Raw genomic sequence first — 12,650 nt, 5'->3', positions numbered from 1 at the left:
CCGACCGCTGCCGGCTCCGGCAGGTCTCCCGCGGGGTTCTTGACGGGCAGGCCCACGAAGCGCCGGGCGTTGTCGCCCATGAAATCGCGGGTGCGCTTCTCGTTCATCCCCTCGGCGTACTTGTAGTAGCCCTTGGGCTCGGTCAGGCCCTCCGGGTGCGGGTAGTCCGACCCGAACATGACCTTGTCCCAGCCGACCCAGTTGACGACGTCCTCGACGCTGCCCTCCCAGAACGGGCTGACCCAGATGTTGCGCCGGAACACCTCGAGCGGGTGCTCCTGGAACATCTGCGGCATCTTCGAGTGGACGCTCTCGAACTCGTCGAGCAGCGGCTTGATCCACGCCGAGCCGTTCTCGATGCTGGCGATGCGCAGGTTCGGGAACCGGGTGAGCGTGCCGTGGCAGATCAGGCTGCCGAGCATGTCGGCGATCTCGCGGTGACCCAGCACGAGCCAGCGGAACGCGCTCATCTCCATGAAGTTGTTCGTCGACGGCGGCTCCCACCGGTTGACGTACTCGTCGAGCGGAGGCTGGCTGGCGTGCAGCACGACCGGCATGTCGGCGGCCTGCACGTCGGCCCAGAACGGGTCGAACTCAGGCAGCGCGGGCGAGCGCCAGCCGCGCCAGCCCTTGACCGGCGCCGGCTTGATCAGCACGGCCTTCGCACCATTCTCCACCAGGTACTCGAGCTCACGCCGAGCCTCGTCCACGAGCGCGCAGGTGATCACCGGCGTCATGAACAGCCGGTTCTCGTGCACGAAGCCCCAGGTCTCGAGCATCCACTGGTTGAGCGCGTGGATCATCGCGACGACCAGCTCGGGGTCCTCGGCGGCGGAGTGCTCCACGAGGTTCGCGAGCGTGGGGAACACGAGCGCCTCGTCGACACCCTGTCGGTTCAGCTCCTCGATGCGCGGGCCCGGCTCGCGAAAGTCGGCCTGAGCGGCGATCGGCTCGCCGGTCAGCTCACGGAGGGTCTTCCCGTCCTTGTTCTGACCCGAGTAGAAGAGCTCGTGCGACCCCGGAGCGGCGACCCGGTCGAAGGTCGGGTTCGGGATGTACTCCGTGATCTTGTTCTGGATCGCGATCCGGGTGCGCTTACCGACCTGGACGTACTGCACGGCGCGCTTGAACTTCTCCGGCAGGTACTTCGTCAACGCCTCCGGCGTCTCGTACATGTGCGTGTCCGCATCGAAGATCGGTGCGTCGGTGTACTGGGTCACGGTCCCTGCCCTTCAACTGCCTCATTCGCTGCGGCGAGAGCAACGCTAGGCATTTATGACGAAAGCGTCAAGTCCAGGTACAGGGTCTCACGTGCACGTGAATTGGCACCGTGTGCCTCAGTGCGTCCGTCCAGGGCCGCTTTTTGGCGCTGTCGTCACTGGGCGAACCGGCGTCGCAGCTCCGCCTTCGCCACCTTCGCGAGGCCGGTGCGGGGCAGGGCGTCGACGGTCTCGAGCCGCTCGGGCAGCTTCTGTCGCATCAGCCCGGCGCCCAGCAGCCATGCGGTCAGCTCCTGGATCGCGAGCGGCCCGGCGCCTGGCACCGGGACGACGACGGCGCACACGAGCTCGCCCCGCTCGGCGTCGGGGAGGCCGACGACCGCGGCTTCGGCCACGGCCGGGTGCCGCGCGAGCAGGAGCTCGATCTCCTGCGGCGCGATGTTCTCGCCCTTTCGGATGATCATGTCCTTCGTCCGGCCGACGACCTCGATGTGGCCGGACGGCAGCAGCCGGGCGACATCACCCGTGCGGAACCAGCCGTCCTCGGTGAAGGCCGCGGCCGTCTCCGCCGGATCGGTGTAGCCGAGGCAGACCCCGGGGCCGGCCACCTGCACCCCGCCCGGCTCCCCCGGCGCGACGGCTTCACCGTCCGCGTCGACGATCCGCAGCCGGTGGGACGGCAGCACGCGGCCGTCGGTGTCGGCGAGCACGTCGTCCGGGTCGGAGGGGTCGGCCACCGCGACCATCGGGACCTCGGTCATGCCGTAGTCGTGCGCGAGCACGGCGCCCAGCTCGTCACGGACAGCGCGCTGCAGCTCCGGCGGGCAGGGCGCCCCGCCGCCCTTCAACGTCCGCAGGTCCGGCAGCAGCCGTCCGTCGCCCGGCGCCGCGCGCGCCATCGCCACGAGCGCGGTGTAGAACGGCGGGGCGCCACCGGTCGTGGTCACGCGGTGTAGGCGGAACAACTCCACGGCCTGGTCCGGCACGAACGCCTCGAGCAGCAGCAGGGGGTAGCCGCCGGCCAGCGCGGCGATCAGGTACTGGACACCCCCGATGTGGGCGATCGGGAACGCCATCGCCCCGACCTCACCGGGGACCTCGCCGAGCCGGCCCTGACCGGCGAACCCGAGCCCGGTGGTGAGCAGGCTCCGGTCGGTGTGGCGCGCCCCCTTGGGCACGCCCGAGGAGCCCGAGGTGAAGTACGTCCACAGATGTTCTCCGGCGTCGACGAGCACGGGCGGCATATCGCCGGCGCGCTCGGGCGCCTCCGGCCCGATCACGACGGCCCGCGGCGCGGTCCGGTCCCCGAGTTCGAGGCTCTCCGCCATCGCGACATAGTCGACGTCCCGCCAGGTGCCGGGCACCAGCAGCACCTCGGCCTCCGACGTCGCGACGGCCGCCGCGACCTCCCGCTCGCGGTAGAGCGGGATGATCGGCGCCTGCACGGCGCCGAGACGGCGCAGCGCCAGCATCACCAGCACCGTGCTGATCCTGGTCGGCAACTGCCAGGCCACATGGGTACCCGCGCCGATGCCCTCGGCCGCCAGTGCCGCGGCCACGCGTCGGACGCGGTCGCGGACCTCGCGGCAGCTCAGGGCAGCACCGTGTTCGTCCATCAGCAACGGCGCGTCGGGGGTGAGCTCCGCCCTGCGCTCGAGCAGCTCGGTGAGGGTCGACGTGACGAGCAGGCGGCCGGTCACGTCAGAAGTAGTAACGGCTGACGAGGTCCGCGACGCAGGCCGGCTTGTCGCTTCCCTCGGCCTCGATCGTGGTCCGGGTGATCATCTGCACCGCGCCGTCCCCGACCGGCGCCACCTCGACGAGGGTCGTCCGCGCGCGCACCCGACTGCCGACGCGCACCGGCGAGGGGAACCGCACCTTGTTCAGCCCATAGTTGACGCCCATCTTCGCGCCCTCGATGCGGCGGAGCTGGTTCACGAAGTAGGGCAGCAGCGACAGCGTGAGGAAGCCGTGGGCAACCGTCGCGCCGAACGGGCCGTCGGCGGCGCGCTCGGGATCGACGTGGATCCATTGGTGGTCCTCGGTCTCGTCGGCGAAACCGTCGACGCGGCTCTGCTCCATCGTGAACCAGTCAGTGGGCCCGAGCTCCTGGCCGACGGCCTTCTCCAGGTCGGTGACGGATCGATAGGTCTCCATCAGTCGCTCGCCGGAAGGGGCTTGGCGCTCTTGAGCTCGAGCGGCGTGCTACCCAGCCCGAGGCTGCCCGTGCCCGCCTTCGTCACCAGCAGCTCGATCGTGCCCTCGACGTCGGTGTAGCGCTTGCCGATCTGGGTGCCGCCCGCGAGGCCGTCGACGGGCTTCAGGCCGGCACGCTCCGCGTCGAGCGCCACCAGGGGATGTCCCCCGCAGGTCAGCTCGGCGTCCTCGGACCCGGCCCGCACCACCACCACCTCGGTGGTGCAGACCTGGCTGCGCAGCCGCAAACCGCTCGTGACCATCTGTGGATCCCTCTCTCGCTATCGGGTGCTGAGGAGCATCGCGCCTGCCACCGGTCCCCCGCCGACGCCGACCACGGCGACGTCGGGATGCAACGGGGTCTGCCGTTCGCCTGCCTCGCCCCAGAGCTGGACGCACGCCTCGTGCAGGAAACCCATGCCGTGCAGCCTGCCGCCGGACAGCTGGCCACCGCTGGTGTTGAGCGGCAGCTCGCCGTGCAGCGAGATGCGTTCGCCTCCCTCGACGAACGAGCCGGCCTTGCCGTGGTCGCAGAAGCCGAGCGCCTCCAGCCAAATCACGGTGAGGAAGCTGAAGCCGTCGTACAGCTGGGCGACACCGACGTCGGACGGGCGCAGCTCGGTGCGGTCCCAGAGAGTCGCCGCAGCGTCATGGGCGGCCATCGTGGTGACGTCGACGCGCTGGTCCCAGGTGGCCCGCTCGAACATGCCGGTGCCCACCGACTCGACCGTCAACGGATGCCGAGGCAGACCGGCCGCGGCCTCCCGGCGCGAGACGATCACCGCGGTGGCGCCGTCGCACGGGATGTCGCAGTCGAAGAGGCACAGTGGCTCGGAGATCATCCGCGAGCCGAGGTACTCCTCCATCGTGAGCGGGTCGCGGAAGATCGCGTCCGGATTGAGGCCGGCGTTGCGGCGCGCGTTGATCGCGATCGCGCCGAGCTGCTCGCGGGTCAGGCCGTGGTCGTGCATGTAGCGCTGGGCGGGCATGGCCAGCCAGTTCGCCGCCGACAGCGCCCCGAACGGGCCCATGTACTCCAGGTGGCCGGGCACGCGGCCGCCGCTGAACAGCACCGACGCCCGCCCCCCGGATGCCTGCGCCGTGGACTCCCACACCGAGCGGAACACGAGCACGTGGTCGGCCAGCCCACAGGCGACGGCCATGCACGCCTCGATCGCAGGCCCGATCTGGCCCGCCGTCTCCGTCGAGGAGGTATACCAGCGACTACGCAGCCCGAGCGCACCGCGCAGCTCGTGGGTGGTGGCACCGGAGAACCCCTTGTCGGGGACACCGGGGCCGGGGTAGCTCGCCACACCGTCGATGTCGCCGGGAGTGAGCCCGGCGTCGGCGATGGCGCGCAGACACGCCTCCACGGTCAGGTCCAGCCCGGTGCGGCCGAGCTTGCGACCGACCTGGGACTTGCCCGCGCCGGTGAGCACCGCGCGACCCTCGAAGGGCCCGCCGCGCGTCACGGGGTCACCGGCCGGAAGAGCGGGACCCACACGTCCTCGTGCTGTTCGAAGAACACCGCGACCTCCATCCCGACGTGGACGTCCTCGACCGGCACGTCCACCACGTTGCTGACGACGCGGACGCCGGGCTCGTCGGTGATCTCGATCATCGCGACGACGTAGGGCGGCGCGAACCCGGGGATCCACGGCTGCCGGTTGATCGTGAACGCGGCGACCGAGCCACGGCCCGACGCGGGCTCGGGGCCGACCTCGGTGCTGCGGCAGCGGAAGCACGCCGGGGCGGGCGGGTGGAACCAGTGGCCGCACGAGCGGCACCGGCAGATCAGCAGCTCGCCGCGCTCGCCCCCGGTCCAGAACGGCAGCGACTCGGGCGTCGGGTCCGGGAGCAGCCGCAGCGCCGGGGCGACGTAGCCGGTGCCCATCAGCCGCGCACCGACGAGAGGACCGTCACCGCCGAGACCGCGGTGGGCCCGCCGATGTTGTGCGCGAGGCCGGTGCGCGCCCCGTCCACCTGGTTGGACGCCTCGCCGCGCAGCTGCTCGAACAGCTCGACGCACTGCGCGACGCCGGTTGCGCCCGGCGGGTGTCCCTTGGCCTTCAGTCCGCCGCTGGGGTTCACCGGCTTCGCGCCGCCGACCGCGGTGGTGCCGTCCTCGATGAGCTTGTAGGCGCCGAAGCGCTCGCAGAACCCGAGGTCCTCGTAGCTGATCAGCTCGACGCCGGTGAAGCAGTCGTGCACCTCGGCCACGTCGATGTCGTCGGGTCCGATGCCGGCCATCGCATACGCCGCCCTGGACGCCTTGACCGTGGGCGGGAACGTCGTCATGTCCTTCTTGTGCTGGTGCATCACGCGGTCCAGGCCCAGCCCGACGCCGCGCACCCACACCGGCTTGTCCGTGTAGCGGTCGGCGACGTCCTCGCTGACCAGCAGCAGTGCGGCGGCGCCATCACTTTGGGGCGTGCAGTCGTAGAGCCCGAACGGCGCCACGACCATCGGTGCGTCGAGGGCCTGCTGCACGGTGATCTCGAAGCGCAGCTGTGCCTTGGGGTTGGACACCGCGTGCTTGTGGTTCTTCACCGCCACCATCGCGAGGTGCTCCTTGGTGGCGGGCGACTCGTGCAGGTAGCGGGCCACGTGCAGGGCGAAGTTGGCGGGGGCGACGAGGCCGAGCGGGTAGTCCCAGGCCATGTCGCGAGTGAGCGCCGCCCACTCCCAGAACGTGCCGCGGGACGACGACTCGCGCACCTTGTCGGCACCGACGACGAGTGCGACGTCGATCGCCCCGGACGCGACGGCGAACATCGCGTTGCGGACCGCGTCGTTGCCGGTGGCGCAGGCGTTCTCGACACGGGTGACGGGGATGTCGAGCAGGCCGCAGGAGTCGGCCAGGATGCCGGACGGAAATCCGTCGGTGGTGGTGAGCTCGCCGAACCAGGCGGCCTCGATGTCGGCCCGGTCCATACCCTTGTCGACGCTCGCCTCCATCTCCGAGACCGCCATCGGGACGAGGTCCTTGATGCCGAGCTCGAAGTGCTCGCCGAACGTGGTCATACCGGCGCCGACGACTGCGACCCGCCTCATGCCGTGGCTCCTCGGGTGTCGGGGTAGAGGGCGTACCCGTAGTCCGGCACACCGGATCTGATCGCGACGCAGCGCAGCACCATTCGCCCGCGGTCGCCGATCTCGGTGGTGCCCGCGGGCACGCCGGTGACCTTGACCAACGCGCGGACGTCGACGCCGTCGAGCTGCACGATGGCCAGCGAGTACGGGGTGGGCAGGCCGGGCACCGGGATGTGGATGGTGACGCCGGTGTAGACCTCGCCGGTGCGGGGCAGCGGTGCCGGCGACCAGCCGGCCTCCGAGCCGCAGCCCAGGCAGCGGTGCCGCGGGGGCAGCGCGAGGGTGCCGCAGGAGTCGCATTTCCCGGCCTCCCAGCGCAGCTTGGCCTCGAAGGCCCGCTCGTAGGCGGCCAGCGAGATCGCGATCTCCGGGCCGGGGTTGTCGACCAGGCGCGGCGGCGCGACGGGCTCCGGCTCGTCGCGGTGCACGGCCGGGACGGGCGCGTCCACGCGCACGGCGGTGGCGGAGGCCTGCTCGGTAGCGAGGACGACGCCGCCGTCGGTGAGCGCGGCGAGGGCGAACACGGCCGCGCTCGCTCCGAGCGTCGGCAGCACGGGCGGCGTGCCGGAGCACAGCGCGGCGGCCTGCTTGCCGGCCAGCCCTGCCACCACGACCGGCTTCTCGGGAAGGTCCAGCAGGTCGACGGCCACGCCGAGCCCGCGCTCGCGCTGCAGGCGGGGGTCGGAGTAGTCGCGCTCGACCGAGCCGGGCTGCCTGCTGCGCACCGGGAGGCTGCGCACCACCCGGCCGACCAGCTCCAGGCCGACGGGGTCGGCACCCCCTCCCGGCTCCCCGACCAGCGCCGCGCCGGCGCCCGCGGGGGCGATGTCCGCGGCGACGACCAGCGTGCCGGGAGCGGCGGCGACCAGCGCGTCGAGGACGGCGGGGGCTCCACCGATCTGCTCGACGACGGAAACGTCAGGGGGCAGTCCGATGCCGGCCAGCAGTGCCGCTCCGTTCCCGCCGACGAGCAGCGGGAGCTCGTGCGTCACGAACACGACGTGCCGGACGGCCCCCGGCGCGGCGCCCTGAAGTGCGGCCCGGCCGGCCGCGACGCCGAGCGTCACGGTGTCCTCATCGGGACCAGCGGTCCTCCCCCTGGCGTCCCCCCACGGAGGGAGGTACGTGCCGAGAGCGGCGAGCAGAGCCATCGTCGGTCCTCTCATGTCGTCTGGCAGGACACTAGTAGCGACTTGACATTTTCGTCAAACATCGATGTCATCGAGCGTCACCGCCGGACGGTGCGGTCCGCAGGACAGGAGCGCCGATGGACATCCCCACCGTGACGACCCACACGGAGCCACCGGGAGTGCCCGCTCCGGGCTCGTCGCCGGACACGACCGGAACGGTCCGCACGGACGCCGGCCTGCGCTTCACCGGCCTCGCCCCGACCCTGGGCGCGCTCGCCCGCGCGACGGTCGCGCGGACACCCGACGCCGAAGCCGTCGTCGACCTGGCGGCCGGGGTGCGCCTGTCCTACCGGCAGCTGTGGGACGCGGCCTCCCGCGTGGCAGGCGGCCTGGCGCACTCCGGCGTGCGGACGGGCGACCGCGTGGCGGTGCCGTTGCCGAACGGCGCGCCGTGGTGCGTCGCCGTGCTCGGCGCGATGCTCGCGGGAGCCGTGCCGGTGCCGGTCAATCCGCGGCTGACCGACGCCGAGGTGGACCACATCCTCGGAGACAGCGGTGCTGCAGCCGTGCTCGACGACCCCACCGCCCTGCCGGACGGCGAGCCGCTGGTGCGCCCCGCCGAGGACCCCGAGTCGCCGGGCGCGATCTTCTACACGAGCGGCACCACAGGCAGGCCGAAGGGCGCCGTGCTGTCGCACCGCGCACTGCTCTCGGCGGCCGAGCAGTGCCGCCGGGCCCTGCACCTCGGGAAGACCGAGCCCACCCGGGCCCTGGTGGCCGCGCCGCTTTTCCATGTGCTCGCGTTCGGGATGCAGTGGCTCCCCGCCCTGGCCGCCGGGGGCACGGTCGTCATCGCGGAGCGGTTCGAGGTCGGCGCATGGCTGCGCGCTGCTTCTGATGAGCGGATCGACGTGCTCAACGGCGTGCCGGCGATGTACTGGCAGGCCCTGCACCACGCCGACTTCGCCCGCGCGGACACTTCGTCGGTCCGGCTGGTCTGCTATGGCGCCGCGCCTACCCCGCCCGACCAGGTCCGCGCGCTTCTCGACGCCTTCCCCGGCGCGCGCCTGGCGCCCGGCTACGGCCTGACCGAGGCAGCCTGCGTGACGGGCCTGGACCACGCCGACACGCTCGCGCACTCCGATGCCGTCGGCACGGCGGTCGCGGCCACCGAACTGCGCCTCGACGGGCCGGAAGCCGCGTCGGGTACCGGAGAGCTGCTGGTCCGCGGACCGCAGCTGATGTCGGGGTACTGGCGCAACGCGCAGGCGAGCGCGAAGGCCCTCGACGGCGGCTGGCTGCGCACGGGCGACCTCGTGCGGATCGACGCCGAGGGCAGGGTCCGGATGCTCGACCGGCGGACCGACATGATCAACCGTGGGGGTGAGAACGCCTACAGCGTGGAGGTCGAGACCGCGCTGTCGGGCTACCCGGGCGTCGCCGAGATCGCCGTGGTCGGGGTGCCCGATCCGCGGCTGGGGCACAAGGTCGGTGCGGTGGTGGTGCCGCGGCCGGGCGCGACGATCGACGTGGGCGGGATCGTCGCCTACGGCCGGCGGCGCCTCGCGGCCTTCAAGATCCCCGAGTACGTGGCCGTGCGGCCCGACCCGCTGCCCCGCAACGCGGCAGGCAAGGTCGACAAGCCCACGCTCCGTTCGGGCACGACGTGGGCAGCACCCCACTGACTCGACCGGTCAGGCGGAGGCCTCCGAGACCCGCCGCTCCCAGAGGCCCCCGCGCTCCCAGAGCCCGTGCACCGCGCGGGCCCGTTCGGTGCGGTCCAACCCCCGCAGGTCGGCTTGGCCGTGTTCGGTGACGATCACGTCGACGTCGTGCCCGGGTGTACTCACCGGGCGGCTGAGATCGTCGACGAGCGTGGGGCGCCCACGATGCATCGACGGGACGGCGACGATGCTCAGCCCCCCGACGGAGCGCGCACCCGCGACCGCGTAGTCGGCGTGACCCCCGATGCCGCCGACCGCAGCTCCCGGCGCCCCCTCGACGTTGACCTGCCCCTGGTCATCGATCTCGATCGCCGTGTTGACAGCGACGAACGGTGTGCCCGCCGAGAGCCGGCCGATGTCATGTGTGTGTTCGATCGGGTGCAGGAGTGGTCGGCCCGCGGCCCAGTCGAGCAGGCCGGGACCACCGGCCAGGTACGTCGCGACGGGATCGTCGAGCAGGAGCCCACGGCGATCGAGATCCACCACACCATCCGGCAGCAGACCGGAATCGATCCGGACGGGCACCCGGAGCGCTTCGAGGACAGCGACACCGAGCGCTCCCGGTCCGACCTGCAGACGCGCCCCGGACGGCACGAGCGCCGCGACGCGCTCGGCGATCGCGCGGTGCTCGTCGGCCGGACCCGTGAAGCTCAGCGTTACTGGCAGATCATCGGTCTCCCCCCCGACGACCACCTGGTCGGCGGGCACCGGCGGTCCGGAGTCGCAGCACGGCATCCGGTGGGCGACCACCCCGGCGACGCGAGCGCCCGCGGCGACGGCGGCCCGCATCCAGGAGACCTCGGTGCCGAACGCGTATCCGCCACCGGCACACGGTACGACCGTGGCCAGCAGGAGCTCCGGCCGCAGCGGTCCGTGCAGCAGTGCCGGCACCGACGACAGTCGCACCGGGAGCGCGCGGGCTTCGCCGTCTTCGACGGCGCGACGCAGCCCCCATCCCGACATCAGCGCGCGGACGTCGGAGAATGCGCCCAGATCCAAGCCGGAGTCGGCGGTCGGCATCCATCCCAGCAGCGCGCTGACGCCGCCAGCGGCGGCCGCCACGGCGCTCAGCTCTGCCGAGGCCGAACGGGGCGCGCCGATCCCGTCGGCGACCGCGACGAGAGCACCCGGTCGAACCAGATCGACGAGACGGCCGGTGTTCACGTCGGCCGCGACGGCTCGCGGGGCATCCCCAGCAACCGCTCCGCAAGGATGTTGCGCTGGATCTCACTGGTGCCGCCGAGGATGGTCTGCGCGTGGCCGACCAGCATCCGGTGCACGAGCGGCTCGTCGTCCTCGGACCAGACGGCGTCGAGGCCCAACGCCTCGACCCCCAGGTCGCCGATAGCCCGGTGGGTCTCCGACGTCAGCAGCTTGAGCACCGAGAACGACGCGGCGCCCGGTTCGGCGCCCTCGGCGATCGCGCGCTCCCACGTCGCTCGTAGCGTCCAGGTCCGGATGAACAGCTCGACGACCTGCGCGCGCAGGTGCGCGTCGTACCGGTCCCGGTCGCGCGCTGCCGCGACGAGGTCGTCCAGCGCGCGGAACATGCCGACGGCGTTGGCCCCCAGCGACAGCCGCTCGCGGCCGAGCGTGGCGGTGGCGACGCGCCAGCCGTGGCCCTCCTCGCCGACCAGCGCGTCAGGGGTGAGCTCCACGCCGTCGAGGAAGACCTCGTTGAACTTGCTCTCACCGTCCATCTGGTCCAACGGGCGAACCGTGACACCCGCGGCCATCATGGGCACGACGAACACCGAGAGGCCGCTGTGGCCGGGCCCGCCGCTGCGGGCCAGCAGCAGTCCGAACTCGGCGCCGTCGCCGCCGCTCGTCCACACCTTCTGCCCGTCGACCCGCCAGCCGCTCCCGGTACGGACGGCCTTGGTGCGCACCGACGCCAGGTCGGATCCGGCGCCGGTCTCGGAGAACAGCTGGCACCACATGTCCTCACCGGTCGCGATGCGCGGCAGGTAACGCTCACCTTGCTCCGGCGTGCCGAACGCCATGAGGACCGGGCCGACCAGGTCGGGGCCGACGATGTTGAGCTGCCGCGGGACGCCGGCGCGCGCGGCCTCCTCGGCGAACGCCGCCTGCTCGGTGACGCCGGCGCCGCGGCCGCCCCATCGGACGGGCCAGTGCAGGCACGCGTAACCGGCGGCGGCCAGCGCCGCCTGCCACTCCCGGCCGGCCGGGACGTCCGCGGCGGTCGGGGTCGGGCCGTAGTCGCGCAGGCCGTTCGGCCGGGGCGTGGTCTCCAGCCAGGCCCGGACCTCCGCGCGGAACCCGGTGGCCGGCCGTCCGTCGTCCCCGTCGGCGGTGGGCTCGATCGCGGACCGGTTCTCCTGCGCGGTCCCGAACAGCACAGCGGAGCCGCGGGAGCGCTTGACGTGCAGGTGGGCCGGGTGCTCCCAGGTGTAGCCGATGCCGCCGTGCACCTGGACGCAGTCGGAGGCGCAGCGGACGTAGGCGTCCGAGCACACGGCCCGGGCGATGCGCGCGACCAGCAGCAGGTCAGGGCTGTCCGCGTCCACCGAGCGCACGGCCTTCCACGCGGCCGACCGCGCGCTCTCCACGGCTACGAGCATGTCAGCGCACCGGTGCTTGACGGCTTGGAACGACCCGATCGGCCGGCCGAACTGGATCCGCGTGCACGCGTAGTCGACGGCGAGCTGCAGCGCGCGGGCCGCGCCACCGACCTGTTCGCACGCGAGCAGAGCGGCGACACGGGGCAGCACGGCCTCGGCGATCGACGGTCCAGCATCGGAGGCACCGATCGGCGTGGCCGGGGTGTCCCGGAAGGTCACCCGCGCGATGCGGCGCGTCAGGTCCGAGGTGCGCGGGCCGGCCACCTCCAGCCCGGCGGCCCCGCGCTCGACCCCGAACAGCCCGATCCCGTCGCGGGTGCGGGCGAGGACCAGCAGCAGGTCGGCAGCCGCGCCGTCGAGCACGTGCGGCGACACCCCGGTGAGCCGGCCGTCCGCCTCGGCCAGCGGGTCCCCGGTCAGCACGGCGGTGGCGACGATCTCGCCCGCCGCGATTCCTGGGAGCCAGCGCTCCGCGGCGGCATGGTCGTCCGCAGCCAGCAGCGCCGGGACCGCGAGGCCGACCGTCGCGAGGTACGGCGCGCACACCAACGCGCGGCCCATCTCCTCGAGCACCACGCCCTGCTCGGCCCAGCCCGCGCCCGACCCGCCGTACTGCTCAGGGATGGCGAGGCCCTGCAGCCCGATCGACTCGGCCATGGCGCTCCAGAGGGCCCGGTCCCAGCCCTGCTCGGTCGCCATCGTCGC

General features: G+C 72.6%; 11 protein-coding genes. 1 reads left to right on the top strand and 10 read right to left on the bottom strand.

The genetic code is table 11. From position 1 onward, the window contains the following. From JWR81_RS08485 to JWR81_RS08450, 8 genes are all read right to left on the bottom strand, one after another. Nucleotides 1-1,220: amidohydrolase family protein (locus JWR81_RS08485; protein WP_297649171.1), on the bottom strand; the 1,220-nt coding region annotated here is incomplete at its 3' end. Nucleotides 1,221-1,375: 155 nt separating this feature from the next. Beyond that, a complete protein-coding gene (locus tag JWR81_RS08480) occupies nt 1,376-2,920 on the bottom strand; it encodes a class I adenylate-forming enzyme family protein (protein ID WP_297649169.1) in 1,545 nt (514 codons plus the stop codon). 1 nt (nt 2,921) lies between these two features. Beyond that, entirely contained in the window at nt 2,922-3,377 is a 456-nt protein-coding gene (locus JWR81_RS08475) for a MaoC family dehydratase (protein ID WP_297649167.1), read from the bottom strand. Next, nucleotides 3,377-3,679: a hypothetical protein gene (locus tag JWR81_RS08470; RefSeq protein ID WP_297649165.1), complete on the bottom strand. Its 303-nt coding sequence runs from the start codon at nt 3,677-3,679 to the stop codon at nt 3,377-3,379. The genes JWR81_RS08475 and JWR81_RS08470 overlap by 1 nt, the downstream gene beginning before the upstream one ends. An 18-nt stretch (nt 3,680-3,697) precedes the next feature. Next, on the bottom strand, nt 3,698-4,888 hold the full coding sequence (locus tag JWR81_RS08465; protein WP_297649163.1) for a thiolase family protein: 1,191 nt from the start codon (nt 4,886-4,888) through the stop codon (nt 3,698-3,700). Beyond that, nucleotides 4,885-5,310: an OB-fold domain-containing protein gene (locus JWR81_RS08460; RefSeq protein WP_297649161.1), complete on the bottom strand. Its 426-nt coding sequence runs from the start codon at nt 5,308-5,310 to the stop codon at nt 4,885-4,887. Before JWR81_RS08460 ends, JWR81_RS08465 begins: the two co-directional genes overlap by 4 nt. After that, a complete protein-coding gene (locus JWR81_RS08455; protein ID WP_297649159.1) occupies nt 5,310-6,470 on the bottom strand; it encodes a beta-ketoacyl synthase N-terminal-like domain-containing protein in 1,161 nt (386 codons plus the stop codon). The genes JWR81_RS08460 and JWR81_RS08455 overlap by 1 nt, the downstream gene beginning before the upstream one ends. After that, nucleotides 6,467-7,576: an OB-fold domain-containing protein gene (locus tag JWR81_RS08450; RefSeq protein WP_297649157.1), complete on the bottom strand. Its 1,110-nt coding sequence runs from the start codon at nt 7,574-7,576 to the stop codon at nt 6,467-6,469. The genes JWR81_RS08455 and JWR81_RS08450 overlap by 4 nt, the downstream gene beginning before the upstream one ends. A gap of 200 nt (nt 7,577-7,776) precedes the next feature. Here JWR81_RS08450 and JWR81_RS08445 point away from each other — a divergent pair, with 200 nt between their 5' ends. Further along, entirely contained in the window at nt 7,777-9,324 is a 1,548-nt protein-coding gene (locus JWR81_RS08445; protein WP_297649155.1) for a class I adenylate-forming enzyme family protein, read from the top strand. A gap of 9 nt (nt 9,325-9,333) precedes the next feature. On the opposite strand, the gene JWR81_RS08440 is transcribed toward JWR81_RS08445, so the two are convergent. Together JWR81_RS08440 and JWR81_RS08435 are read right to left on the bottom strand one after the other, a co-directional pair. After that, nucleotides 9,334-10,425 (bottom strand): acetyl-CoA hydrolase/transferase C-terminal domain-containing protein, encoded by a 1,092-nt coding sequence (locus JWR81_RS08440; protein ID WP_297649153.1) that lies wholly within the window; start codon nt 10,423-10,425, stop codon nt 9,334-9,336. Nucleotides 10,426-10,523: 98 nt separating this feature from the next. Beyond that, the coding region (locus tag JWR81_RS08435; RefSeq protein WP_297649151.1) for an acyl-CoA dehydrogenase at nt 10,524-12,650 on the bottom strand (2,127 nt) is incomplete at its 5' end.

Source organism: Pseudonocardia sp. (assembly GCF_025965585.1).
Classification (GTDB): domain Bacteria; phylum Actinomycetota; class Actinomycetes; order Mycobacteriales; family Pseudonocardiaceae; genus Pseudonocardia.
The sequence above is the reverse complement of the archived record's forward strand: the minus strand, read 5'-3'. Positions and strand labels throughout refer to the sequence as shown.